The following is a 25,109-nucleotide window of genomic DNA, read 5'->3' as shown; positions in this document are numbered from 1 at the left end:
GAGTCCCGCTGGCCTTGGCAAGCGACTCGACCGGTCGAGCATCGATCCTCTGCAACCCCAGGTCAACCATGCCCAGAAAATCCTTGTGGTTCGGCAACATGTCGAACGCCAGGGGCGCGACCTGCTTCTCGATCAACTGCGAAGTGTCTTCCGTGGCGCCGTGCAACAGCTTGAGCGTGACATGGTAGCGCCCCTCGGCGAGGTGGGCCGGGAAGCGCACCGTGATCGCCGCGCGCCGCCAGCCATTTTCGACCGGGCCGGGTTGCAGTGCGAAGTTGCCTCCACCGATCACCAGCAGCCTGGCTTCCTGGATGGTGAAGCTGATATTGGGTTGAGTGATCGACTCATGCAGCAACGCCTCGACGCGAATCTCGATATCGTCGCCATACAGGTAGCTGGAGGAAAGCTGTTGGGTGTTGGTGAAGCAGGCGGCGCTGATGTGCCCCTCTTCGGTCCCGAAGGCCATCCCCTCCTGCCCGCCCATGAAGGACTTGCGCGTCACCGGTGTGACCCCGCCACTGGCCCAGCGTCGCTGCTCGTCACGCATGTCGAGCAAATGCAGCTCGGCCATTTCATCGGGCGAGCCGCTGGCCACGACCCGGCCTGCGCGCAGATAGATGACCCGGTGGCAAAAGCGCTTGACCATGCTCATGTCATGGGAGACGAACAGCAGCGTGGTGCCTTTGGCAGCCAGTTCTTCCAGCCGATTCAGGCATTTGAACTGAAAGGAGGCATCGCCGACGGAAAGCGCCTCATCGACGATCAGGATTTCAGGCTCGACACAGACCGAAACGGCGAAGGCCAGCCGTACCAGCATCCCGCTGGAATAAATCTTGGTAGGCTGGTCGATGAAGTCGCCGATATTGGCGAAGGCGATGATGTCATCGAAACGAACGTCGATTTCCGCACGACTCAAGCCCAGCACCGCCGCATTCACATAGACGTTTTCCCGGCCGGTGAACTCCGGATTGAAACCAGACCCCAGCTCGAGCAACGCCGCAATCCGGCCATGGCCCTGGACACTGCCGCGGGTCGGCATCAACGTTCCGCAGATCAGTTGCAACAAGGTGGATTTGCCACTGCCATTACGGCCGATGATACCGACGGTCTCCCCCCTTGCGATGGTCAGGCAAACATCGTCCAGGGCCCAGAACTCGCGATAGAAACGCTTCTTGCCGCGCACCAGCATCTGCAATAGACGGTCTTTGGGCGCATCGTAGATCTGATAACACTTGCTCAGGTTTTCGGCGCGGATGGCCACTTCAAACGACATCGACAAAACCCTTTCATGAATCACGGCCATTATTGCGGTGCCACTGAAATCCGTCCTTCGTTGGGCGCTGCGGATGAGTTAAGCACAGATGGGATAAAAAACTTCTAATCAATCTACACTGGGCCTACTCCATGAGCATGCGACTCGAGGAGCATCCGCTATTGCCTTGAGGATCAAGCACCGATGCAGTCGTTCAGCACGTCCCCTGTCGCCATGATCAAGAGTGTCCTGATCAATCGAATCCTGATCTACGTGTTGATCCGCAGAGAAGTCATTGGTCGCTACAAAGGCTCGATGCTCGGTATTCTATGGTCGTTCTTCACGCCGGTTTTCATGCTGGTGGTCTACACATTCGTGTTCAGTGTCGTTTTCAAGGCCCGCTGGTCTGGCGGCGGTGAATCCAAGAGCGAATTCGCCTTGGTGCTGTTCGCGGGCCTGCTGGTCTTCAACCTGTTTTCCGAATGCGTGAACCGTGCGCCGGGCCTGGTGCTGGCCAATACCAACTACGTCAAGAAAATCGTATTTCCACTGGAAACCCTGCCCCTGGTGTCGCTCGGCGCAGCGCTGTTCCACATGGCGGTCAGCGTCCTGGCCTGGCTGATGTTCTATATCGCCCTGTTCGGAACCCCACCGATCACTGCCCTGCTGCTGCCATTGGTGCTGTTTCCATTGGTGTTGCTGACGCTGGGCATCTCCTGGTTTCTCGCCTCGATAAGCGTCTACCTGCGCGATATCGGCCAGTTCATCGGCGTCATCATCACGGCGATGCTGTTTCTCTCGCCGATTTTCTATCCGCTCTCGACGCTTCCGCAAAGCTATCAGGCCGCCTTGCAGGCAAATCCCCTGACACTGCCGGTGGAAATGGTTCGCGATGTCCTGTTCTGGGGCCGGCCGCCGCACTGGGAGCACCTGGCGGCTTATTCGGCAGTTTCAGTGCTGATTGCCTGCGCCGGTTTCGCCTGGTTCCAGAGGACACGCAAAGGCTTCGCCGACGTCATATGACGTTTGTCGCGTGGCACCCCGTCCAGCAACCGCTATGCTGATTCATTGCACGGCTGGGGGCCTGGCTGATGATTGAAGCCAACATCGATCCTGAAAGACCGAGTGTGCGTTGTCGTATTGACCAAAGGACCCGAAAACCGCATGGACCAGATCAACCGTCTTGTTGATTGCATTGACCAACTGACCCGCTCGACACAATCCAAATCCATTGAGGCCTTGCAGTTGGTCAAGGAAATCGAAAATCGAGATCGGCTCATCAAACAACTGAACCTGGGATCACAAGCGCTTCGCACTCGCCTGTCTCTTCAAGAAGGCAAGGCCGGGCGTCTGCGCGAGCAACTGCGGCTGGCCGAGCAGCGCCTGAAAGACACCGAGGCCTTGCTCCAGACAAAAGAAAGCGAGGCGGTGGCGCTTTCCGATTGGGCGGTGGATTTGCGCGCCCAACTGGCGGCGAAACAGACTGAGCTGTTCAAGCTTTCGGACTGGGGCAACGCCATTGAACGCGCACCGCTGCGTTATTCGATACGCAAGCGGCTGTATCAGTTATCGCGCTGGGTCTACGCCCGGTTGCCACTTTCCGCACACCGCAAAAGCAAACTGGCGCGTCGGCTTAGAAGCTGGTTGAAACCCGGCAAGGCAACGCCAGGCGAATCAGCGGCACCCGCTGGCCTCGTCCCGCTGCAACCTCTGCCACCGCCCGTGAACCTTGCCGTGCCGTCGAGTGACGGGCAGCCCATGATCCTGATGTTCGGCGTGATTGACTGGCACTTCCGTATCCAGCGTCCACAAAACCTGGCCAAGGAGTTGGCCCGGGCCGGGCAAACGACCTTTTATGTCTCGAACCACTTTATCGACGATGATGCCCCCGGCTTCGAAGCAGAGCCTTTGGAAGGCTCCCAACGGCTGTTCCAGATCCGGTTCAAGGTACGCGGCGCACCGGCCATTTATCATGCCCCGCCGTCAGCGGCCGCGATCGGCCAGTTGTGCCAAGGCCTGGCCATGCTCCTGCAATCGGCGAACGTCGGTGCCGTGGATTGCATCGTCCAGCACGCCTACTGGTTCCCGCTGGCAAGGCGTGTCCCCAACGCCACGCTGGTCTATGACTGCATGGATCATCACGAAGGCTTCGGCAACGTTGCCCAGGAATTGCTCGACCTTGAAATCGCCTTGATGCGCAGGGCCGACCTGCTGGTGGCGACCTCCGACTGGATCGAACAGCACGGCAAGCGGGAAAATCGCAACGTTGAGGTGATCCGCAACGCCTGCGAGTTCGGTTTCTTCAGCCAACGTCCCGACAAGGTCTATCGGGACCCTGCCAACAGACAGATCATCGGCTACTACGGCGTCATTGCCGAATGGTTCGATCTGGATCTGGTCAAGCGCGTCGCCCAGTCGTTCCCGCAGCACCTGATCCTGTTGATCGGCAGCGATACCGTCCAGGCGAAAAAATACTTCAAGGCCTGCTCGAATGTGGTCCTGGAAGGCGAAGTGCCCTATGCCGCCCTGCCCTACTATCTCTACGCCATGGACGTTTGCCTGCTTCCGTTCAAGGTCATGCCGTTGACCCTCGCCACCAACCCGGTCAAGGTCTATGAATACCTGAGCGCGGGAAAACCGGTGGTGTCGGTGAAACTGCCGGAATTGAGCCAGTTCGGCGAGCTGGTCCGGGCGGTTGAAGAGCCGATCGGGTTCATCTCGGCCATACGCGATGTCCTGGACGCGTTGCCAGAGGCCAGCACTGCGCCAAAGGCACGTCAATCGTTCGCCCGGGGCCAGACCTGGCAGCACCGGGCCGCCAGCCTGCGCGAGGCCATCGCGACGTTGCCCCTGCCCAAGGTCAGCGTCGTGGTGTTGACCTATAACAACCTCGAACTGACCAAAGCCTGCCTCGACAGCCTGTTGACCCAGAGCCAGTACCCGAACCTTGAAATCATCGTCGTCGACAACCACTCCAGCGACCAGACCCCGGCCTACCTCAGCACCTGGGCCGACGGCCATCCCGACCGGATCGTCATCCTCAACCCGGACAACAGGGGCTTCGCTGCCGGCAACAACCTGGGTCTCGCCGCCGCCAGTGGCGATTATCTGGTCATCCTGAACAACGATACGGTGGTCACCGCCGGTTGGATCAAAGGCCTGATCCGCCACCTGCAGGACCACAAGGAGATCGGCATCATCGGCCCGATCACCAACAACATCGGCAATGAGGCCAAAGTCGGCACCCGCTACGAGCGGTTGGAAGACATGCCCGCCGAAGCCGCGCAAATGACCCGGGCCCGCATGGGCGAGTGGTTCGAAATCAACACCCTGGCGTTTTTCTGCGTGATGTTCCCGCGCTCGACCTACGAGCAAATCGGTGGCCTGTGCGAAGAGTACGGCCTGGGGTTCTTCGAGGATGACGATTACTGCCGCCGCGTACAGCGGCGTGGCATGCGCGCAGCCTGTGCCGAAGACGTCTTCGTTCACCACCACCTGTCCGCCTCGTTCAATACCTTGGGTGCCCGGAAAAAACAGGCACTTTTCGAAAAGAACCGGGCGATCTACGAGAGCAAGTGGGGAGCCTGGGTTCCGCACACGTACCGAGACGTATAAGCAGCCCCTTTGCATGCGCAGCAGATGAATTTGTGGCGAGGGGATTTATCCCCGCTGGGCTGCGAAGCAGCCCTGAATCCAGCCACCGCAGCGTGCCAGGTTGGTTGCATTCAGCCTTTTTGGGGCTGCTTCGCAGCCCAAGCGGGGATAAATCCCCTCGCCACAATGAATCGAACAAGCATCCAGTGAACAGCGTTGTCCCTTTAGCCGAGACGATATTTTGCCCAGATTCAGCCTGAAGTACGCCGTGGTGTTGTTGGTTTTACTGGCGAGTGCGGTGGTCGGCGTATACGGTTTTTCGACGCTTGAACTGGCGTCCATGAACAGCGGCACCCGGACGATATTGCTGTCGATGGCAGCCCTGGCCGCCCTCACCGTCTTCACGCGCAAGCCACCGATCGTGCTTTGCCTGGGTTTGCTGGCGTGCCTGGCCATTGCCTGCGCGCAGATTTGGCCGGTGATAGTCGTAGCGGCGTTCGCGCTGTCTGCCACCGTGCTCGGCAGGTGGGGGCTCAGGCAAGCAGCTTCGGCCGACTGGAGCGTCCACCTGCTGGTGGGAGCCGGTGCGTTCGGTACGCTGACAGGCCTGGCGGCCTACTGGCCGATCAACTACCCCGGGCTGTATGGCGCGCTGCTGTTGTTGCCGCTTGCATTGGGTCACAGACACGTCACGTCGATAGGCCGTGAACTGCTGCGACACATCCACGCCACCCGATCAGCGCAAACACCGCTGCAAACGGCGCTCGACGTTCTGATCTGCAGCTTCGCCTGTCTTTACGTGTTGGTCGCCTTCATGCCAGAGGTCGGGCACGACGCATTGGCCATGCACCTCTTCGTCCCGTCACACCTGGCCCAGCGGCATCAATGGTCGTTCGATGCCAGCACGTATGTGTGGGCGGTCATGCCCATGCTGGCCGACTGGATCTATAGCATCGTCTATATGCTGGGCGGCGAAACGGCGGCGCGCCTGAGCAACAGCGCATTCACCCTGCTGCTGGCGTGGCAGATCCGCAACATGACCCTCTGGGCCGGAGGCTCTGCCACAAGTGCCCGTTGGGCAAGCCTGATCTTTGTGTCGACGCCCCTCGCCTTCGCTGAAAGCAGCAGCCTGCACATCGAGTCGGCGTGGACCGCCTTCATGATGGCCGGAACACTGGCGATCCTGAAGGTCTCACGTTTCACGCCGGATCCCACGGAGCGCCTGTCGCAACTGCTGCTGGCCGGCATCCTGCTGGGCTTCGCCATGGCGACCAAGGCGGTGACCCTGAGCGTCCTGCCAGTCCTGTTGGTGATGTTGCTGGTGCAGTACAAGGCCTGGGCTGTCCCAGGCATCGTCAAGACGCTCCTGCTCGGCAGTGCCGGGCTGATGCTGGCCGGTGCCACCCCTTACGTCTCTGCCGGGTACTTGACCGGTAATCCGGTGTTTCCGTTTTTCAATGCCATTTTCCATTCGCCACTGTGGCCGAACATCAATTTCGAACCGCCAGCCGCTTTCGGCACAGGGGTGACCTGGGACACCCTCTATCGAATGGTCTTCAAGTCGCCTCAGTTCATCGAGGGGCGCGTCGGCGCGGCAGGCTTTCAATGGCTGTTGCTGCCCACGGCCGCCATCGCCGTGCTGTTGAGCGGCAACAAAAAAGCCCTGTGCATCCTCCTGGTGGGCGCCGGCGCGATGTTCATGACGTTCCACTCAACGGCCTACCTGCGTTATGTGTTCCCCTCCTTCGCGCTGTTCTCAGTGATCCTGGCCCTGCCCTTTTCCGACCCCAGGTTCTTCCCGCGCAGCCTCGCCATCGTCGCCGGGGCGGTGCTGGTCCTGACCAATACCCGTTTCATCCAGGCCGCGACTTACTATGGCGACATCAAACCCTCCGCGCTATTGAGCCAGGCCGGTCGGGACGCCTACCTGTTGGAACGCCTGCCCATCCGAAACATGATCGACACCGTCAACGCCTTGAATAGCGGGAACCAACCCGTGGCGGTCTTTGCATCGCCCCTGATGGCGGGTTTGCATGGCGATGCCCTTTATGCGTCGTGGTACAACCTGAAGTGGAAAAACGAATTCGACACGGCGACCTCGCCCTCGGAGCTTACCCAGCGCTTGCGCCGGCACCAGGTGAACTGGCTGGTGATCGACCTCAAGTTCCTTCCCCAGGTGCAACTCGATCGGCTGCTCACGGTGTCCACGTCGTATGCCAGACTGGGTGACCTGGACCTGCGCAAACTCAATGTCACGCACGAAGAACACCTGCGCGACCCGCAGCTGTCCAGCCTGGAGGGCTGGAGCCTGACGTCACCCTCGACCTATGACGCGTCGCGCCAGATCCTGACCGTCAACGTCAAGACACCGGCCACACAGCGGGTCGAAGTGACGCCGGGGCTGACGTACATCAACAGCGTGTCCGCACGTTGCGCAACGACGACCACCGCCGGAAGAATCCAGGCCAATTGGATGGACGACCAAGGCGACTTCATTACCACCAGCATCGAGACCTTTGACTGCACCACGCAATGGGAGACCCATGAGATGAGCGTCGTTGCCCCCGCGAATGCCACGTCCGTGATCATTTATGCGTCCGGGCACACCGACATCCCCCTGGAATTCAAGTCACTTTCATTCAGGCAATAGCGGGCGATATCGATGAACTCAAAAACAGCGCTTTTCACGGACGAACAACGCGTCGCCGTCGTCATCCCCAGCTATCGGGTCACCGCGCACATCGGCGGGGTCATCGAGGCCATAGGGCCGGAGGTCTGGCGCATCTACGTCATCGACGACGCCTGCCCGGACGGTTCCGGCGGGCATGTCCTGGCTTCCTGTAACGACCCCCGGGTCAAGGTGTTGCCCCATGAGGTCAACCAAGGCGTGGGCGGCGCGGTCATGACCGGCTACCGAGCAGCCCTCGCCGACGGTGCGAGTATCATCGTCAAAGTCGACGGGGACGGCCAGATGGACCCGACCCTGATCCCGCTGTTCATCGAACCGATCCTGGCCAGAGAAGCGGACTACACCAAGGGCAATCGGTTTTTCGACCTGGAAGAAGTCCAATCGATGCCGCGGCTGCGCCTGTTCGGCAACGCGGTACTGTCATTGATGGCCAAACTGTCGACCGGTTACTGGGATCTGTTCGACCCCACCAACGGCTACACGGCGATTCACCGTGACGTCGCCAGGTTGTTACCCCTGGACAAGGTCAGCCAGCGCTACTTTTTCGAGACCGACATCCTGTTCCGCCTGAACACCGTGCGCGCCGTGGTGGTAGATATTCCGATGGAGGCCCGATACGGCGACGAAGTCAGTCACCTCAAGATCTCGAAGATCATTGGCGAATTCCTGTTCAAGCACCTGCGCAATTTCACCAAGCGCGTGCTCTACAACTATTATCTTCGCGACATGTCCCTGGCTTCGATCGAACTGCCGATCGGGATTGTCATGTTCTTGTTCGGCGTCTTCTTCGGCAGTTATCACTGGTATGAATCGGCGCAGAATGGCATCGCGACACCCGCCGGCACGGTGATGCTCAGTGCACTGCCCATGCTCATGGGTTTGCAGCTGATCATGGCGTTCCTCGGTTACGACATCGCCTCGGTGCCCAGCCGGCCACGGCAGTCCAGGCGTGCTATAGCAACGTCATTGCGGGAAGAAAACTCATTAAAGCGCTGAGAGATTTTTTATCGGACCCGTCGCTCAAGGCATTGGATGTCGATGGCAGCGAACGCCTCGAACTTCACGGCCAAATGCTTGAACGCAAGCGAATGCTCCGGGAAGTCTTCGTGGAGTTTCACAACGCGTTTCATCGCCTGGCAGACCGTCACTTCAAGGTCGAAGGCCTTGAGGTGGAGTTGGGGGCGGGCATCGCGCCCATGCGCCATTCATACCCGGAAGTACTGGCCACGGACATTGTCGCCACCGAACAACTGGACATGGCCCTCGATGCCGAGGCAATGAGCCTGGACGATCACTCGGTCAGGGCCTTTTACGGCCAGAACTGCTTTCACCATTTCCCTCACCCCGATCGGTTTTTCACGGAACTGGAAAGAACGCTCAAGATCGGCGGCGGGGCCATTTTGATCGAGCCCTTCCACGGCCCCTTTGCCGCTTTTCTCTATAAACGCCTGTTCAAGTCCGAAGGCTTCGACATGCACTTCCCATCCTGGGAAACACCGTCGAGCGGCCCCATGAACGGCGCCAACCAGGCTCTGAGCTACATCATCTTCGTTCGCGACAGACAGGCGTTCGAGAGCAAGTACCCAGGCCTGGAAATCGTCCATCAGGAAATCTGCGGCAATTATCTGCGTTACCTGGTTTCCGGCGGCTTGAACTTTCGCCAGTTACTGCCTGACGCGTTGATCCCCGTGCTCAAAGTCGTTGAAAAGCTGCTGCAGCCGTTGAGGCGGGTATTGGCCCTGCATCACATCGTGGTCGTCAGGAGGACGTCTTGATCTTTATTCGGTATGGCGCCATCCAACTGGTGGCCTATGCGTTGGACATGGGCGTCTTTTTGCTGTTGATCGCGCTATTCGAGGAACAACCCGTGCTGGCCAACATGGCCGGTAAAGGCGTCGCCGGTGTGTTCGCGTTCTTTTTGCATCGCCACTTCACGTTCCAGTCGAGCCATGGCAGCAGCAAGGCTCAAGCGGTGCGCTATTTCTCGTTGCTCGCCATCAATATCCCGGTCGCGTCGGCGCTGTTCAGCGCGGGGCTGTCTATCGTCGACAGCCCTGCTCCGGTGAAATTTGTCTGCGACGTGGCCTGCGTGGCCATGACCTACTGGATCAGCAAACTGTTCGTGTTTCATTCCACTCCGCATCCGCCGGTTCCCGCTGACCGTGCCGAAGGCACATGACGATGAAGCTATTGATCACCGGCGCGACAGGCTACATCGGACAACGGGTATCCACCCTCGCGGCGGCAAGGGGACATGAGGTCATTTACGCGACGCGCCAGCCGGGTCCGGCCTCCTCTGCCTGGCTGCCTTATGACCTGCGGGGCCCGGCCCCCGCGTGCCCGGCCGGCATTCAGGCGCTGATCCATTTGGCCGCCGACACCTCGACGGGTACCAACGCCGGCGCGGACGACGAAGTCAACGCGGCCCAAGCGCTGATCCAGTGCGCCCAACAAGGCTCGGCCAGGTTCATCTTCATCTCCAGTCAAACCGCCGAGGCCATGGCTCCGAGCATTTATGGCCGGACCAAGTGGCGTATCGAACAGCACGTGCTGGCCGCCGGAGGCACCGTGATCCGCCCCGGCCAAGTCTACGGCGGCCCCGAACGTGGCCTCTTCGGTTTGTTGTCAGGGCTGGTTCGTCGAAGCCCGTTCATTCCGATCCTCATGCCCGCGCCTTGCGTGCAACCCATCCATGTCGACGACCTCGCGGCCTCGATACTGGCCGTTGCCGAGCGCGACGACCTGCATGCCGAGGTCCTCAACCTGGGCGCCGTGCGGCCGATTGCCTTTGGCCACTTCCTGAGGTCGATCGCGACGCACCGGGTCCGTGCCACTCGCCTGCCAATCCCCCTGCCAGTGCCATTGCTCAGGTTATTGCGCTGGTCGCTCGGGCGATCCTTGAGCACGAAACTGGGCCTGGAGCGGATTTTCTCCCTTATCCACCTGCCGCCCATGGCCAGCGAGCGTTCCCTGCAAAAACTCGGCACCCAACTGCGTCCCCTTGCCCACGGCATGCATCGCTCCGGCCATGGGCAACGTCGAGGCCTTCTCCAGGAAGCCGCAGTACTCTTGCACTACCTGCTCAAAAGCCCGCCGCACAGCAGCCTGGTCAGTCGCTATGCCCGGGCACTGGAGCGTGCGGGAAAAACCCGCCCCGTCATTCATTCGCCCTTGATGATGGGCTGGCCGATACTCCTGACGCTCCTGGACACCCCCAGCGTCCTGCGCAAGCCCGACGGCCAGGAGCTGGCCTGGCGCCTGCAGGTTGCACTCGCTATCGCCGAAGCCAGTCCCCAGGGCGCCCAGGTGTTTCTCGGCGTCCAACAGTCGCGCAGCCCTGTCGCCACGTTGGTTGCGTTGGGACTCACCGCAGTCAAAGCATCGGTGTGGCAGCTAGCGGCGCTGGCGTGCCGTTCCTTTGCCCGTCAGCTGTTGCTTGGAAGTGAAGCCCGCCGTGAAACCTGAATTCGATGTGATCATTGTCGGCAGTGGCCCGGCCGGGACTTCGGCGGCCTATCCGCTGGTCAAGGCGGGCCTGAAAGTCCTCATGGTCGATGCCCAGGCCAATACCGGCTCATCGGAGCCGCCAACCCGCCCATTCCTCGACGCCAGGAGCAACGACGCGCAGCAGTGGAAATGGATGATCGGCGAAAACTTCCACGCCTTGAACCAACCGGACGTGGTATCGCCCAAACTGAAGACACCGACCCATGCCCATGTCTTCGAAGGGTTCAGCGCCGGCAATCGCATCGAGACCGACAATTTCATCGGCATCGGCTCGCTGGCAACCGGAGGCCTGTCCAATGCCTGGGGTTGCGGCGTGGCAAGGCTCGGTGCCAGCGACTTTGCCGGGCTGCCCATCGACTATTCCGAGATGCAGGCGTCCTACGAAACGGTCGCCCGCCGGATCGGCATCAGTGGCCGGGGCGACGACGATCTTTCAAGCTATTTCGGCCTCGATGAGTGGGCGCAACCGCCGCTGCCACTGGACGCCCTGCATCAACGCCTGCTCGATCACTACGCCCGGCGTCGTGGGGCGTTTCCCGACCTGGGGTTCCGCCTTGGCCGCTCCCGGGTCGCCGTCTTGAGCCAGGCCCTGGACGAGCGCAAGGCCTGCGACCTGTCGGGAAACTGCTTGTGGGGTTGTCATAACCAGGCCTTGTACAATGCATCGCAAGAACTGCAAAAACTCAAGCAATACCCGGGATTCCAGCACGTCCAGGACTTCCTGGTGGACGAGCTGCAGAAACAGGACGGTTCATGGACGATCATCGACCCTCGCTCCGCCTGTTGCTGGCGCGGCACCCGCCTGTTGCTGGCGGCGGGCACCCTGGCCTCGACCCGGCTCGCCCTCAAGGGCCTGAACCATTCGGCCCCGATACCGCTGCTGTCATCGCCGACGGCTGCCTTCCTGCTGTGGCTGCCGAAAATGCTCGGGACCCCAAGGGCGCCGGCATTGGGTCTGGGCCAGTTATCGTTTGCCCTGGCGCTGGCATCCGATGCCACGGCGTTCGGTTCGACGTTCAGCACCACAGGTTTGCCCATGACCGAATTTGTCAGCCGGATCCCCCTGAGCAAACGCTACAGCATCGAACTGCTGAAAAACCTGCTCAGCGCATGCGTCGTCGGGAATCTCTTCCTCCCCGGGCACCTGTCTCACAACACGGCGGTGTTGCGCCCCGACGGCTCGTTGAGCATCCACGGCCACGAGCATCCAGAGCTCCAGGGGCTCATGAAGGCCGCCGAGGCAAAGCTGCGCCGGATCTATTGGAAAATGGGCGCGATCTTGATGCCCATGAGCTTCACCGTCGGCAGGCCGGGGGCGGATATCCATTATGCGGGCACCCTGCCCATGCACTCGACGCCCAGGATCGGGCAGACTGATAGCCTTGGCGAAGTCGCGGGCCTTGGCGGCGTGCACATTGTCGACGGTGCCTGCCTGCCCAGTCTTACCGAGAAATCCCACACGCTGACCCTCATGGCCAACGCGGACCGGATATCACGCTCGCTTGCCACCACGATAGGAAATCAAAAGGCATGACTCGCAAGGTACTTTGCATCGTTGGTACGCGTCCGGAAGCCATCAAGATGGCCCCCGTGATCAAGGCGCTCCAGGCCGAAAAGAACATCGATTGCTGGGTGCTCGCCACCGCCCAGCACCGAGGCCTGCTGGATCAGGTGCTGGAGGGGTTCGCAATCACCGCCGACCTGGACCTGGACCTCATGCGCCCCAACCAGTCATTGACGGCGCTGACCTCACGCTTGCTGCTTGAACTCGACGGCGTACTGCAAGCCGAGAAACCGGACGTCGTACTGGCTCAAGGCGATACGACCACGGTCATGTGCGCTGCATTGGCGTGTTTCTACCTGCGGATTCCCTTTGGCCATGTCGAAGCGGGCCTGCGTACCGGAGACCTGTGCAACCCGTTCCCCGAGGAAGCCAACCGGGTGATCGCCGGCAAACTGGCTCGCTGGCATTTCGCGCCGACCCAGCACGCCGTGGACAACTTGCTGCGCGAGGGTGTCGCCGCCAGGGATGTCACCCTGACCGGTAATACCGTGATCGATGCCTTGCTGATGACCGCGGCACAGGACTCAGCCTTGGCTATCCCACTGGACGCCAGTAAACGCCTGGTGTTGGCGACCTGCCATCGGCGGGAAAACTTCGGCGAACCGTTCCAGAATATCTGCCAGGCCCTCAAGGACCTGGCCGAGCGCAACCCAGGCATCCAGATCCTCTACCCCGTCCATCCCAACCCAAACGTCAAGGATGTCGCGCACCGATTGCTCGGCCAGACGCCGAACATCCTCCTCTGCGCACCGCTGGATTACGCGCCGTTTATCGCGGCAATGAAGCGCTCGTACCTGATCATCAGTGACTCCGGCGGCGTGCAGGAAGAAGCCCCGGCCCTGGGCAAACCCGTGCTGGTATTGCGGGAGGAAACCGAGCGCCCGGAGGCTGTCGAGCTCGGCGTGGTCAAGCTGGTGGGCGCCAACCGGGACACCATCGTCGAACAGGCACAACGTCTGCTCGATGACCCACAGGCTTACCAGGGCATGGCGCGCGGGGCTTCCCCCTATGGTGACGGCAAGGCCGCAGCGCGGATCGTCGACGCTCTCAGGCAGTACTTCCAGTCATGCGCATGATCTACCTGTCCCCGGTACCATGGGCCAGCTTCAGCCAGCGCCCCCATCACTTCGTCAACTGGTATCACCAGCAGACCGGAGCGCCGGTCTTCTGGATCGATCCCTACCCGACACGCTTACCGACGCTGACTGACTTCAGGCGCAAGCCGCCTGTTGTCGATCGGCAAAGCGTCAGCGTTCCACCCTGGTTGCGGGTCTGCAAACCCCGGAGCTTACCCATCGAGCCCCTGCGAGGCTCGGCCGTGCTGCTCAAGCGACTGTGGCGCAACCTGTTCAAAGAGGCCGTGGCATTTTCCGCGCAAGGGCCCTGCATGATCTGTGTGGGAAAGCCTTCCGAGCTGGCCTTGCAACTGCTGGCGCTGATCCCGCAAAGCCCTGCCATCTACGATGCCATGGATGATTTCCCGGCCTTTTATCGGGGCCTGTCACGCGGTTCCATGGAACGTCGCCAGGCGCGGCTCATTCGACGGGTGGACACAGTGCTTGCGTCCTCCAGCCCGCTTCGCGACAAACTACTGGGCATGACCGACCAGGTTGAGCTGGCCCTCAATGCCTGTGACATGCACGGACTGGCGTCGGTCGAGAACCTGGACCTCGGAGCCAAGCAACAGGTGCTGGGTTATGTCGGCACGCTGGGTCGTTGGTTCGACTGGGACCTGGTCATAGCACTGGCAAAGGCCAATCCCGGAAACCGGATCCGGCTGATCGGCCCCGTCTTCACACCCGCGCCGTGCGTATTGCCTGCCAACATCGAGTTGCTCCCCGAGTGCTCCCACGCCAGTGCAATCGCGGCCATGGCAAGGTTTTCGGTGGGTTTGATCCCATTCAAGCTCAATCGCCTGACCGCCTCGGTCGACCCGATCAAATACTACGAATACCGTGCCCTGGGCCTGCCCGTCATCTCCACCCGCTTCGGTGAAATGGCCCTGCGCGGCCAGGAACCGGGCGTCTGGATCGTGGATGAAGACAGCGATTTGCGCAAAACCGCCGTCGAAGCACTCGCCAGCCCAAGCGACCGCTCGACGGTCCATCAATTTCGTCAGGCGCACCTCTGGGCCCAGCGTTTTTCTGCGATCAATCTCAAAAACGGCCAATAACGGCCGATACCCAGGATAAGACCCCGCCACTGGGGCGCAGGACAGAACGGTAGGTCAGTCATGACAGAGATTTATTTGCTGATAGCGCACGGCACGGACCAGGGCGAAGCTTACGTGCTGGGCTGGTTCGACGACCGGAGCAAAGCCCGGGAAGTGGCCGAGCAGAAAGAATGGGAAGCGTACCGCGCCAGCCTGAAGGAGAAACACCCATGGTCCGGCCACAAGCCGCTGGCACCGGACCAGACGGACTACCGCCGCTACTGGATCAAGACCATTTCCAAATTCGAACATGTGCCAGTGCCAAGGTCCTTTGCGGTCCATTGATCATCACGAATCAATATTCGACGAAACGAGCGCTATCGGTGGCGGTCTAGACGATTAAGCCCATCCGATTGAGAGCGTTCTTATGTTGAAATTCCTTGGCGGCACCGTAGGTATCATCTTCCTGATTGGCCTGATCGTGGTGATTGCGCTGTTCAAGTTCATTTTTTGAGCGTGGCTGCGGGGATCTTTGGTTTGGTGGTCCCTATTTTCAGGCGTAAAAAAGCCCAATCTTTGCAGATTGGGCTACGTCATTGTGGCCAACGGGTTCGCTTGATTCATGATGACATCCATTCAGGAATGTCCCGCATGGCGTGTAGAACTCGCCATACGTCAATGTGTTCGTTGCACTCCACGTAGAACACCAGATAGGGATAACGTTTCAGCGGCCAGCAGAGTAATCCGGGGACACCCAGCTCATGGGCGTACCTGGACATACCCGATGCCGGATGGCGGCTGATGTGCATATAGGCGTTTTCCAAGGCGTCGATGAAATTGAGTGCCGCCTGCTCTGCCTGCTCGCCTAGGTAATAGTTGATGGCGTCCTCTACATCCTGGCTGGCAAGAGCTCGCGCAATGACGGGTTTCGCCTTCATCCCCTCCCCTTGCGCACCTTGGCCCGAAGGGATTCGAAGTAGTCGCCATTCACAGGAGCAGTGGGAGCAGACTCCGCCCCGGCCAGTATCAAGCCACGCAGGTGCTGCCGATCCTGATCCTTGCGAATCAGCTCCCGCACATATTCGCTACTGGTGCTGTAGCCTCTCTGGCTAACCTGATCATCTATGAATGATTTGAGAGCGTCCGGCAGGGAGATGTTCATGGTACTCATGACTTTGCCTGTTTTTTTGACAAAATTTGCCAAAGTATACACTCTTGGGCCAGCCTCGCCAGGGGTCGAACTCAGGTGAAACTTGTCGTCTTTGGCCAACCATGAAACGTGCAGATCGCAATGACATGACAGACATAGAGACTGCTATTGCTGACTGGGAACCGCTGAACCTTGAATGGCATCAAGGCTTCGCATTCATGGACGGTGTGCTGCTGGGCGATGGGCAAGTGCCTGATGTGTACATCATGCTCAACCCTCAAGTCACACGACCCAGCGAGTTGGCACAATGTGCCAGCGCTGGGCACTATCCGCCCTCGCCCTTGCTGGCCGGTCAGCCGGTTTGGCGGCATCGACGCAACCCTTGGGTGTTGCGCGAAGCCCTGCGTGATTACTACCTGCTTCCGGCCTACCGGGAGCGCCACGGCTACCACGCGCTGCAGCCCCTGCCGTTTCGGTTCGACAAAGGCCTGGAAAGCCTCGGTCACCAGTACTGGCGTGACGCAACCGGTGCCTATTGGTTCGGCGAGTACGCGATCACCCAAATCCACGAGGCGCGACCCGACAGGCTGGCCCTGCGGGCCTCGTCCCCAGCCTCGGTGACTTCAGCGTCCGCCCTGTTCTGCGACGGCGTGCATCTCTTTTTGCAGGGGCACATTATCGCCAGCGCCACGGCGCGGGTGCGGTATTGCAACCACCCGTCCTATCGAGTGATCGACGATCAAGTCTATAGGGGCTTCAAGCCCCTGCACCAGAAGAACGGCACGCCGCTGCCGGTCGCCAACCCGGACGACTTCCAGATGCTCGCCCAACGCTGGGGAACCGATGGGCAGTCGATCATCGTGCAAGCGCAGCAAGGCTCGAGCATTGCCTATGAATACTTCTACCGCATCGACAATGCCGACCTGGCGACCTTCACCGTGCTTAACGAACGCTACGCCAAGGACAAGCAACGCGCCTATTACCTGACCGGAAAAACCATTCGCTACGTGGGCGACTTCCACCTGCTCCAGTGCTGGCAGCCGGCGTTCGATGCGTGCGGTCGCGTGGTCAGCGCCAGCGAATACGAGGATGAGTATTTTGCCGTGGACGACCAGTACGTCTACGCCGCCGGGACCGGCCTGCGCGATGCCCATGGCCCGAGTTTTCGTCACTTGGGGTTCGATTACTACCGGGATCACCAACACGTCTACAAGCGCCAGAAACGCCTCGATGTCGACGTGGAGAGCTTCGTTGTGACCCAGCCCTGTCGTAGTGACCAGGATTACTCGCCCGTGCTGGCAGGTGACAAGCACGGCCCGCTGGGCTCTGGCGGCATCATCGATGCGGCCATGCAAGCGGCGTGGGCGCCTTACTTCGAAGCCCATCCACAGTTGGAAGGTTATTGGTGGCACCGCTTGCAGACACGGCTTGAAGCCGCGCAAACGCACACGGAAACGCTGCCGCTACAGGCCATCGGTCTCGGTTTTGAGCTCGGCGACCAGGTGTATTTCCATGGACGCGTGATCAACGGGCTGGACGCTGCGAGTTTCCAATTGCTGGACACGCATCTGTGCGGGGATGCCCAGGGCTTGTATCTGATCCCGTTTCATAACGCGCAAACGGAAGTGCCCGAACGGTTTTCCCAAGAACCCGCGGAGCAATTCCGCTCACTTGGCTCGCCCTACCTGACAGACGGCAAATCCGTGTTCTGCCACCGGATTTTTTACCATCCCCCGGAACCGATTCGTAAGGCACAAGCGGCCTCTTTCGAGTCCTGTGGGCACGGCTGGGCCAAGGACCAGGACACGGTGTATTACTACGGTGAGGCGAAGAAACGGCTACATCCGTCGGATACCCGCATGCTCGGCACCTATGCCGTCAGTCCTGCGCTGATCTTCTCGCAAGGTAAGCCGCTGGACGTGGCGTTCGTTCCTGATGAAGTGCGCGTGCCCCATCCCGACTTCCTGCAACTGGGCACGCGCAAGTTGTTCTGTCATCGACGCCTGTTGAGCGCCAAGCGGATCGACCTGGCCACCCTCGAATTTCTGAGTGACCGTTATGCCCGTGACAAGCATCGGTTCTACCATTACGACGGCTATGGGGCGCTGAGCGAGGTCGATGAAGCGCAGTATCGGGAATCGCTTGGTCTGCCGGCATGACAGATGGTATCGACCGTAACCTTTTCCAGTGTTCACACGTTTGCTTTATCAGATCCCGCTAAACCAGTTATAGCCCTGATCTTCCCAATACCCGCCTGGATTATCATTGCTGACGAAAATCTCAACGATATGCTTGGGGTTTTTGAAGCCCAGCTTGGTCGGTACTCGAACCCGTAGTGGATAGCCATACTCCGGCGGCAAGGCGACTTCGCCGTAATCCAGTGCCAGAAGCGTTTGCGGATGCAATGCAGTCGCCATGTCCAGGCTGGAGTAATAACGGTCAGCACACTTGAAGCCGACAAAGTTAGCCGTGGTGTCGGCCCCAATGTGTTCCAGGAAGGTTTTCAGCGGCACGCCACCCCACTGTCCGATGGCGCTCCAGCCTTCAACACAGATCAGGCGCGTAATGTCAGTGCGCTGCGGCAGTTTGCGCAAGCCTTCGAGCGTCCACGGCGCCTTGTCCCGTACCCGTCCGGAGACGGCCAGCGAATAATCGGACAGGTCCACCTCCGGTATATCGTCCTGACCGTAGAATGCATTGAAGGGAAATGGCGTGGTCATTTGCGCCTTGGTGAAGGTCGGCGCCAGTTTCTGACCGCTGAACAGCCAGGCCTGAACCCGGTCGTTCCATCGCGACATCGCCCACAGCACCTTATCGACCTGATCGCCGTCCTGCAGGTTACAACCGCTCAGCATCGCCATCGCACCGACGGTCAAGCCACCCCGGAGAAAGTTCCGGCGCTGGATATTTTCCAGCTGAAGCTGCTGTGCGGGCTCAAGCTTGATGCGCTGAATCGCGCGCTTTTTGGGCTCAATCATGGTCGGTTTTTCCGCTTTCAATGGGCCGTACGCCACCCGTGATCATGGGCAACAAGGTTTTCGGCACCAGCATCACCAAGGTCAGATGCACAATCACGAACGCGCCAATCACCGCCATCGCCGCGAAATGCACGTACCGGGCAATGTCGTAGCCGCCCAGGAGCGCGACCAGCTCTTGCAGTTGGATGGGCTTCCAGATCGCCAGCCCCGAGACGACGACCAGTACCCCTGCCGCCAGCACCATCCAATACATCAGGCGCTGAACCGCGTTGTAAACGCCCTGCTCGTGCACCAGTCGAAAACGCAGTGCATCGGTCAAATCATGTTTTAGCGCTGGGAGGCTGATCGGCAACCAATCACGTTTGAAATGGCGGCTGATCAACCCGTACAGCACATAGACAAGGCCGTTGATGAACAGCAGCCACATAAACGCAAAGTGCCAGGCCAGTGAGCCGCCAAGCCATCCGCCCACCGTCAACGCCACCGGAAACTTGAAGGCGAACAACGGAGAGGCGTTGTAAATCGCCCAACCGCTCATGAACATGCAGGTCATGCCGATGGCGTTGAGCCAATGGGTGAGGCGGACGGGCCAGGGATGGATTGATTCTTTACTCATGTTTTTCCCACTCAGAAACCATCCGTGCGCTGGAGCGATGCCGGACGGCGTCGCTCCAACCTGTTCAGGTGATTACATCGGTGGCTGGAATCCATCCTTACCGACGGCAATACCGCGTGCGGTTGTGCCGCCCTCGGCCGGGAACACGACAATTTTCGCGCCTTTGACCAACTCACTGGCTTTGCCTGGTTCCACGTAGGCGATGGGTACATCTTCCGGCACGACGAGTTGCTTCTCGCCGCACTTGTAATTGACGGTCAGCGTACGGCCATTGGCTTTGGACAATTTGCCCACGGTGCCGTTGGTCATGGTGCCTGTGCTGCCATCCGCATTTTGCCAGCCATAGTGACCTTCGCCGCTGCCCTTGAGGCTGGACTCGAATACGGTGACTTCCAGTGCCTTCAGCGAACCGTCGGCCTGTGGAATGGCGGCAGAGCCAACGAAGCTGTCGGCTTTGATCGAATCGATATCCGTCTTTGATACCCGGTTGATACCGGTCTTGTCAGTCAGGCCTATGGTCTGCTGGGCGCCGGAGCGGGTGGTGAAGGTCAGCGTGTTGTTGCTGACACTTTCGACGGTGCCCCGCAGCGGCTTGATCACCGGCATATCGGCCGCAGTGGCCATGACAGCGGCACTGAGCATCAGCAAACCGAAGGTGGTGGACAGAGCAGTCTTGAGCTTCATTGCGACAATTCCTCACGGGTTTAAGTGCCGCTATCCTCGCCCCCGGATCGGGACCTCACGATGACCGCCGAATGACATTTCTGTCATTCGCAACGACGCCTTTACGAATGACAGAAATGTAACCGACTCAACCTTCTCAGCTGGTTACACTGCAATCCTGAGATGCCGATACCGCGGGTTGAATCCCGTTATAAAAGAGATCCGAGCCCCCCTGACGATGCATATTCTGCTGATCGAAGACGACACCAAAACCGGCGAGTACCTGAAAAAGGGACTTGGCGAGTCCGGCTATAACGTCGACTGGACCCAGCACGGCGCCGATGGCTTGCACATGGCACTGCAAACGTCCTACGACCTGATCGTGCTGGATGTGATGTTGCCGGCATCGACGGATTTCAAATCATCGAGCTATTGCGCGCCAAGCAAGATGTGCCGGTGCTGTTTCTCACCGCTCGCGACCAGTTGCATGACCGCATTCGCGGCTTGGAACTGGGCGCCGACGACTATCTGGTCAAACCGTTTTCCTTCACCGAGTTGCTGTTGCGCATTCGCACCATCCTGCGCCGTGGCGTGGTGCGCGAAGCCGATCATTTCCACATCGCCGACCTGGAGCTGGACCTGGTGCGTCGCCGCGTCACGCGCCAGCAGCAAGTGATTGTGTTGACCAACAAGGAGTTCGCCCTGCTGCATCTGTTTCTGCGCCGCGAAGGCGATGTTCTGTCCCGGGCGCAAATTGCTTCGGAAGTCTGGGACATGAATTTCGACAGCGATACCAACGTCGTGGACGTGGCCGTCAAACGCCTGCGCAGCAAGGTCGACCAGCCCTACCCGATCAAACTGATCCATACCATTCGCGGTATCGGCTATGTGTGCGAGGTGAGGCCATGCGGACCCGACGCCAACCATCCCTGACCCTGCGCTCGACCCTGGCGTTCTCGCTGGTGGCCATGCTCGCCGTGGCCGGGGCCGGGTTTTATCTGTACCAGTCGATGAAAGCCTCGGTACTGATCTACAGCGATCACGCGGTCATGGGCCGTCTGGATCACTTCCGTAAACTGCTGCATTACGAACTGGCCATCGAGAAGCTGCGTGACAGCCCGCAGATTTTCAAGAACATGCTCGACAGCGAAGACGATATTTTTATCATCGAGGAGCCCGGCCAGCAGCCGGTGATCCTGGTCAATCCGCTGAACGTCACGCTGCCCGATCTGCCTGTGATCGGCCAAGAGGCGAAGCTGAGCGTCAACGACCTGCGCAGCGGCGTGACCGACTCTGGAGTACCGCTGCGCGCCGCTTCCGTACAAACCACCTCGGGCGGGCGCGACGTTCGCCTGACTGCCGCGCACATCATGGGCAAGGAAATGGCCATGCTCGCGGCGTTTCGCGAACGCATTTACCTGGCCGTGACCCTGGCCTTTCTGCTCACGGCGGTGCTCGGTTATGTGCTGCTGCGACGCGGTCTGCGCCCGTTGCGCAAAATGGCCGCCCATGCCGCAAACATAACGCCTGAGCGACTCGACAGCCGGATGGACAGTGCCGACACACCGGTTGAACTGCAACAACTGAGTGACGCCTACAACGCGATGCTCGACCGCCTTGCCAAGGGTTATCAGCGACTGACGCAGTTCTCCGCCGACCTGGCTCACGAAATACGCACGCCGGTGGGTTCGTTGATGGGGCACTGCCAGGTCGCCCTGCGCCAGCCCCGTAGCGAGGACGACTACCAGGCGCTTATCGCCTCGAACCTTGAAGAACTGGAGCGTATTTCCCGGATCGTCGAAAGCATCCTGTTCCTCGCTCGCGCCGACGAAGCGCAATCGCCGGTCGAGCGCCAACCACTGTCGCTACATGACGAATCACAGCGCATCGCGGGTTATTTCGAAGGCCTGGCCGAAGAGCGGCAGATGTCCATCAAGATTATGGGCGATGGCACCGTGCACGCCGATCCTTTGCTGCTGCGCCGAGCACTGAGCAATCTGGTCGCCAACGCGATTCGCTACGCCGACGAAGGCAGTGAAATTCTGCTGCGCATCGTTGCAGTCGACGGCGGGTGCCGAATTGAAGTGGAGAATCAGGGCCCCGTGCTAAGCGACGAAACCCTGAGCAAACTGTTCGACCGTTTTTACCGCGGCGATGCGTCCCGTCACCAACGCTCCGACTCATACGGCCTCGGCCTCGCCATCGTCATGGCGATCATGCAATTGCATGGCGGTAAGGTGAGTGTCGAACAGCCCAAGCCCGGAACCATCCTTTTTTCGCTTTTATTCCCCACTGCCTGAGTGACACAACCGGACATCGCTTAGATTTGTGAGAGGCCACCGTCGACCATCAGTTCTACGCCGTTGACATAACTGGCGTCAGCGCAGGCAAGGAACAGTGCGGACGACGCTATTTGTTCCGGCTGGGCCATGTAGCCCAGCGGCACGATTTGCCCTACGTGATTTCTGAGGGCTTCGATCTGGCTCTCATCCATCTTCAGTCCGTTGTCCATCAATGGCGTCCGGGTAAAGCCAGGGCTGAGCACGTTCGCGCGTATTTTTCGGCCTTTGAGTTCATTGGCCCAAGTACGTGCAAATGAACGCACCGCAGCCTTCGACGCATTGTAAAGACTCAGGCCTTCCATCCCGTTGCTGGAGCAAATGGAAGCGGTCAGCACGATTGACGAGCCATCCTTCATCAACGGCAACAGCGTCTGCACAGTGAAAAATACGCCCTTAACGTTAATATCGAACATCGTGTAGTAAGCGGCTTCAGTCGTTTCGCCCACGGGATTTTTTTCGCAGATACCGGCATTGGCAAACACCACATCGAGTTGACCGTCCCGGCCTTCGACCAGTGCCTTGAGCGAATCCAGATCGGTCTGCCGAGCGACATCGGACACCACTGCCACGGCATTCTCGCCCAGTGCGCTAACCGCGGCGTCCAACGTCGCCGCCGAGCGTCCAGTGATATAGACGCGTTTGGCCCCCTCGGCTAACAGCGCCTGGGCAATCGCAAAGCCGATTCCAGTCGAGCCGCCCGTGACGACCGCTACTTGATTGATAAATTTACCCGTCATGTGTTGACTCCTAAGTGAAGCATTTATGGTGAGATGAGCAGTTGGCAACTGCGCGGCGCTGGCGTCAGTCACGGTTCGGGGCTGATCGAAACGCCGAAAGGAGCAGCCGCTTTTGTTGAACGAGGCATCGAGGCATAAACGGACAGCAGCGCTGAAACGACCAGGCAAGCAGCGATGCCCAGCAGGGTGGCAATGAATCCGGTGGCAAGGGAGGAAGGACTTTGCGCAGGAGCGGCCAGTGCGTAAAACACCCCACCGAGTACCGCCACCCCAAGCGCGGCGCTGATCTGCAAGGCCGAATTGACTACCCCGGAGATCATTCCCGATCCGCCGGGTGGCGCACGATCTATCACGGTTCGAATAAGGGTCGGCAGCGCCCAGCCCTGGCCAAACCCGAGCAAGCCCACCGCCAGGATCACCAACGCCAATTGAGGGCTCTGCCCTGTCGGCGCCGCTGCGACCGCCGCGCTCAGGATCAGACACCCCAGTACCTCGAGCATCATGCCCATGGCGGGTACAAAACGGCCGAACAAGCGGATGGCAAAGGGCGTTGTCAAAGGACCGATCAGAAAGCCCACGCCGAACGGGATGAACATCATCCCCGAGGCCAATGGCGTTGCACCCAGCGCGTCCTGTAGATAAATCGAAAACGTCAGGAAGAATGCCGATACCACGTAGAAGAACAGTACGCCCGTCAGTCCGGCCACCAAGCCGCGTGCTCGACTGAGTTGCGGACTGACCAAGGGCGTGCCGCCCCGACGCTCCAGCGCGATCTCGTAGCGCCAAAAGACAGCAGCGGCTATCGGCGAGCCGAGCAGCAACAGACACAGCCACCATGGCCAACCGGCTTCCCGGCCTTCAATCAACGGTACCACCAGCAACCCGACCGTCAGCGCACACAGCAGTACGCCAATGCGATCCAGCGGCACCGGAACTTGGCTCCGGGTATCGGGAAGCAGCCGTATTCCGCCCATAAACACAGCGGTGATGATGGGCAGATTGATCAAGAAAACTGCACGCCACTGCAGGTCCCAGACATTCATCGATATCAGCCAGCCCCCCAGTGCCTGGGCGACAACCGCCGCGAAGCCGATCGTTGCGCCATACACCGCTAAGGCACGCGAACGTTCATGCTCCGGGAACAGGCTGTGGATGGACGCCAGTCCCTGCGGTGCCATCGCCGCAGCGCTCAAACCTTGCAACACTCGTCCGCCGATCAACACCGTCGGCGAGTTGGCCAGGCCACACATCAGGGAGGCAATGCCGAAGCCGGCCATGCCCGCGAAGAACACCCGGCGGCGGCCAAACAGATCACCCAGCCGACCGCCCGTGATCAGGAAGACGGCGTAAGTGGCGGCATAACCCGAAATGACCCATTCGACCTGCGCCGGTGTAATCGCCAGGCCGCTACGAATGGACGGCAACGCCACATTGACGATGAAAAAATCCAGCGGCGGAAGAAAGGCGCCGACAAGAAGAACAGCGAAAGCAAACCATCGGCGCGATTCGGCTGCTGGGGCGCGATCCAGTTTGGATGTCATTGGGCAACTCCAGAAAGATACGACTAGCGCAGGCTGGCTTCATGTTCACTCAGGTGCGCTGCCTGACAGATGAAACGGCAAGCCTCAGGGTTTGTTGCCGTCATTGAGGGTCTATTGTCGAAGTCAACGACTGGCGGCGGCACTGCCAGGGATGCACATTCCTCGTGCATTTTTGTAAGGCCGCCACCCGTTATGCGGCGCCCTCAGGCTGGGGCAAAAGCCGACTTGAAATGTTCGCTTCCAGCGATAGGCATATGCGGTATCTTCCGTCCGCGCTGTTCCGCCATGGGGTTGCAACGGGACGGCCATTGCTGCATCTTCGCC

Annotated in this window: 20 protein-coding genes and 2 pseudogenes; 14 read left to right on the top strand and 8 right to left on the bottom strand. The window is 59.9% G+C overall.

Features of this window, described 5'->3' with window-relative positions; all coding sequences use genetic code 11:
• Positions 1-19 precede the first annotated feature (19 nt).
• Positions 20-1,273 (bottom strand): annotated as a pseudogene (locus BLU85_RS31300) (ABC transporter ATP-binding protein); the annotation flags it as partial.
• A 183-nt stretch (positions 1,274-1,456) separates the two neighbouring features.
• Here BLU85_RS31300 and BLU85_RS05720 point away from each other — a divergent pair.
• The 11 genes from BLU85_RS05720 (at position 1,457) to BLU85_RS05670 (ending at position 15,103) form a co-directional block, all read left to right on the top strand.
• Positions 1,457-2,275: an ABC transporter permease gene (locus BLU85_RS05720; RefSeq protein ID WP_092198919.1), complete on the top strand. Its 819-nt coding sequence runs from the start codon at positions 1,457-1,459 to the stop codon at positions 2,273-2,275.
• Between the two features lie 141 nt (positions 2,276-2,416).
• Positions 2,417-4,867 (top strand): glycosyltransferase, encoded by a 2,451-nt coding sequence (locus BLU85_RS05715; protein ID WP_092198922.1) that lies wholly within the window; start codon positions 2,417-2,419, stop codon positions 4,865-4,867.
• 220 nt (positions 4,868-5,087) lie between these two features.
• On the top strand, positions 5,088-7,496 hold the full coding sequence (locus BLU85_RS05710; RefSeq protein ID WP_256572843.1) for a phospholipid carrier-dependent glycosyltransferase: 2,409 nt from the start codon (positions 5,088-5,090) through the stop codon (positions 7,494-7,496).
• Between the two features lie 12 nt (positions 7,497-7,508).
• The gene (locus BLU85_RS05705) at positions 7,509-8,531 is read left to right on the top strand and encodes a glycosyltransferase family 2 protein (RefSeq protein WP_092198928.1); all 1,023 of its coding nucleotides are present in this window, start codon (positions 7,509-7,511) and stop codon (positions 8,529-8,531) included.
• A 110-nt stretch (positions 8,532-8,641) separates the two neighbouring features.
• The gene (locus BLU85_RS05700; protein ID WP_256572844.1) at positions 8,642-9,310 is read left to right on the top strand and encodes a class I SAM-dependent methyltransferase; all 669 of its coding nucleotides are present in this window, start codon (positions 8,642-8,644) and stop codon (positions 9,308-9,310) included.
• Positions 9,307-9,714, top strand: a complete 408-nt coding sequence (locus BLU85_RS05695; protein ID WP_092198934.1) for a GtrA family protein — start codon at positions 9,307-9,309, stop codon at positions 9,712-9,714. The genes BLU85_RS05700 and BLU85_RS05695 overlap by 4 nt, the downstream gene beginning before the upstream one ends.
• 2 nt (positions 9,715-9,716) lie before the next feature.
• On the top strand, positions 9,717-11,000 hold the full coding sequence (locus BLU85_RS05690; RefSeq protein WP_092198936.1) for an NAD-dependent epimerase/dehydratase family protein: 1,284 nt from the start codon (positions 9,717-9,719) through the stop codon (positions 10,998-11,000).
• Positions 10,990-12,576, top strand: coding sequence for an FAD-dependent oxidoreductase (locus BLU85_RS05685; RefSeq protein WP_092198939.1), 1,587 nt, complete (start codon positions 10,990-10,992; stop codon positions 12,574-12,576). The genes BLU85_RS05690 and BLU85_RS05685 overlap by 11 nt, the downstream gene beginning before the upstream one ends.
• Positions 12,573-13,682, top strand: a complete 1,110-nt coding sequence (gene wecB, locus BLU85_RS05680) for a non-hydrolyzing UDP-N-acetylglucosamine 2-epimerase (RefSeq protein WP_092198942.1) — start codon at positions 12,573-12,575, stop codon at positions 13,680-13,682. The genes BLU85_RS05685 and wecB overlap by 4 nt, the downstream gene beginning before the upstream one ends.
• Positions 13,673-14,779, top strand: coding sequence for a glycosyltransferase family protein (locus BLU85_RS05675; protein WP_092198945.1), 1,107 nt, complete (start codon positions 13,673-13,675; stop codon positions 14,777-14,779). The genes wecB and BLU85_RS05675 overlap by 10 nt, the downstream gene beginning before the upstream one ends.
• A 60-nt stretch (positions 14,780-14,839) precedes the next feature.
• Positions 14,840-15,103, top strand: coding sequence for a hypothetical protein (locus BLU85_RS05670; protein WP_072339727.1), 264 nt, complete (start codon positions 14,840-14,842; stop codon positions 15,101-15,103).
• A 275-nt stretch (positions 15,104-15,378) separates the two neighbouring features.
• On the opposite strand, the gene BLU85_RS05665 is transcribed toward BLU85_RS05670, so the two are convergent.
• Complete coding sequence (locus BLU85_RS05665; RefSeq protein ID WP_092198948.1) at positions 15,379-15,696, bottom strand: type II toxin-antitoxin system RelE/ParE family toxin; 318 nt, start codon at positions 15,694-15,696, stop codon at positions 15,379-15,381.
• The gene (locus BLU85_RS05660) at positions 15,693-15,929 is read right to left on the bottom strand and encodes a type II toxin-antitoxin system ParD family antitoxin (protein ID WP_072405200.1); all 237 of its coding nucleotides are present in this window, start codon (positions 15,927-15,929) and stop codon (positions 15,693-15,695) included. Before BLU85_RS05660 ends, BLU85_RS05665 begins: the two co-directional genes overlap by 4 nt.
• Before the next feature lie 125 nt (positions 15,930-16,054).
• On the opposite strand from BLU85_RS05660, the gene BLU85_RS05655 reads away from it, so the two are divergent.
• Positions 16,055-18,067 (top strand): DKNYY domain-containing protein, encoded by a 2,013-nt coding sequence (locus tag BLU85_RS05655; protein ID WP_092198951.1) that lies wholly within the window; start codon positions 16,055-16,057, stop codon positions 18,065-18,067.
• A gap of 48 nt (positions 18,068-18,115) precedes the next feature.
• Here the strand turns inward: BLU85_RS05655 and BLU85_RS05650 are convergent, their stop codons facing one another.
• From BLU85_RS05650 to BLU85_RS05640, 3 genes are all read right to left on the bottom strand, one after another.
• Positions 18,116-18,886 carry a molybdopterin-dependent oxidoreductase gene (locus BLU85_RS05650; RefSeq protein ID WP_092198954.1) on the bottom strand — a complete coding sequence of 257 codons (771 nt, stop codon included), beginning with the start codon at positions 18,884-18,886 and terminating at the stop codon, positions 18,116-18,118.
• Entirely contained in the window at positions 18,879-19,502 is a 624-nt protein-coding gene (locus tag BLU85_RS05645) for a cytochrome b/b6 domain-containing protein (RefSeq protein ID WP_092198957.1), read from the bottom strand. The genes BLU85_RS05650 and BLU85_RS05645 overlap by 8 nt, the downstream gene beginning before the upstream one ends.
• A gap of 72 nt (positions 19,503-19,574) precedes the next feature.
• Entirely contained in the window at positions 19,575-20,186 is a 612-nt protein-coding gene (locus BLU85_RS05640) for a hypothetical protein (protein WP_092198960.1), read from the bottom strand.
• Positions 20,187-20,403: 217 nt separating this feature from the next.
• Here BLU85_RS05640 and BLU85_RS05635 point away from each other — a divergent pair.
• Both BLU85_RS05635 and BLU85_RS05630 read left to right on the top strand, forming a co-directional pair.
• A pseudogene (locus BLU85_RS05635) lies at positions 20,404-21,098 on the top strand (heavy metal response regulator transcription factor).
• Positions 21,071-22,465 (top strand): heavy metal sensor histidine kinase, encoded by a 1,395-nt coding sequence (locus BLU85_RS05630; protein WP_092198963.1) that lies wholly within the window; start codon positions 21,071-21,073, stop codon positions 22,463-22,465. Before BLU85_RS05635 ends, BLU85_RS05630 begins: the two are co-directional and overlap by 28 nt.
• 20 nt (positions 22,466-22,485) lie before the next feature.
• Here the strand turns inward: BLU85_RS05630 and BLU85_RS05625 are convergent, their stop codons facing one another.
• Together BLU85_RS05625 and BLU85_RS05620 are read right to left on the bottom strand one after the other, a co-directional pair.
• Positions 22,486-23,244: an SDR family NAD(P)-dependent oxidoreductase gene (locus BLU85_RS05625; RefSeq protein ID WP_092198966.1), complete on the bottom strand. Its 759-nt coding sequence runs from the start codon at positions 23,242-23,244 to the stop codon at positions 22,486-22,488.
• Positions 23,245-23,312: 68 nt separating this feature from the next.
• A complete protein-coding gene (locus BLU85_RS05620) occupies positions 23,313-24,785 on the bottom strand; it encodes an MFS transporter (RefSeq protein ID WP_092198969.1) in 1,473 nt (490 codons plus the stop codon).
• Positions 24,786-25,109: the final 324 nt, after the last annotated feature.

Source organism: Pseudomonas sp. NFACC14, from assembly GCF_900106885.1.
GTDB classification, from domain to species: domain Bacteria; phylum Pseudomonadota; class Gammaproteobacteria; order Pseudomonadales; family Pseudomonadaceae; genus Aquipseudomonas; species Aquipseudomonas fluorescens_AA.
Note: the sequence above shows the minus strand (reverse complement) of the source record. Positions and strands in the feature narration are given on the sequence as shown.

Excerpts from the sequence above, each read along its gene's own strand:
- BLU85_RS05720 (WP_092198919.1), top strand. The coding sequence starts at position 1,457 with ATGCAGTCGTTCAGCACGTCCCCTGTCGCCATGATCAAGAGTGTCCTG.
- BLU85_RS05715 (WP_092198922.1), top strand. The coding sequence starts at position 2,417 with ATGGACCAGATCAACCGTCTTGTTGATTGCATTGACCAACTGACCCGC.
- BLU85_RS05705 (WP_092198928.1), top strand. The coding sequence starts at position 7,509 with ATGAACTCAAAAACAGCGCTTTTCACGGACGAACAACGCGTCGCCGTC.
- BLU85_RS05690 (WP_092198936.1), top strand. The coding sequence starts at position 9,717 with ATGAAGCTATTGATCACCGGCGCGACAGGCTACATCGGACAACGGGTA.
- wecB (WP_092198942.1), top strand. The coding sequence starts at position 12,573 with ATGACTCGCAAGGTACTTTGCATCGTTGGTACGCGTCCGGAAGCCATC.
- BLU85_RS05675 (WP_092198945.1), top strand. The coding sequence starts at position 13,673 with ATGCGCATGATCTACCTGTCCCCGGTACCATGGGCCAGCTTCAGCCAG.
- BLU85_RS05670 (WP_072339727.1), top strand. The coding sequence starts at position 14,840 with ATGACAGAGATTTATTTGCTGATAGCGCACGGCACGGACCAGGGCGAA.
- BLU85_RS05665 (WP_092198948.1), bottom strand. The coding sequence starts at position 15,696 with ATGAAGGCGAAACCCGTCATTGCGCGAGCTCTTGCCAGCCAGGATGTA.
- BLU85_RS05660 (WP_072405200.1), bottom strand. The coding sequence starts at position 15,929 with ATGAGTACCATGAACATCTCCCTGCCGGACGCTCTCAAATCATTCATA.
- BLU85_RS05655 (WP_092198951.1), top strand. The coding sequence starts at position 16,055 with ATGACAGACATAGAGACTGCTATTGCTGACTGGGAACCGCTGAACCTT.
- BLU85_RS05650 (WP_092198954.1), bottom strand. The coding sequence starts at position 18,886 with ATGATTGAGCCCAAAAAGCGCGCGATTCAGCGCATCAAGCTTGAGCCC.
- BLU85_RS05645 (WP_092198957.1), bottom strand. The coding sequence starts at position 19,502 with ATGAGTAAAGAATCAATCCATCCCTGGCCCGTCCGCCTCACCCATTGG.
- BLU85_RS05640 (WP_092198960.1), bottom strand. The coding sequence starts at position 20,186 with ATGAAGCTCAAGACTGCTCTGTCCACCACCTTCGGTTTGCTGATGCTC.
- BLU85_RS05630 (WP_092198963.1), top strand. The coding sequence starts at position 21,071 with ATGCGGACCCGACGCCAACCATCCCTGACCCTGCGCTCGACCCTGGCG.
- BLU85_RS05625 (WP_092198966.1), bottom strand. The coding sequence starts at position 23,244 with ATGACGGGTAAATTTATCAATCAAGTAGCGGTCGTCACGGGCGGCTCG.
- BLU85_RS05620 (WP_092198969.1), bottom strand. The coding sequence starts at position 24,785 with ATGACATCCAAACTGGATCGCGCCCCAGCAGCCGAATCGCGCCGATGG.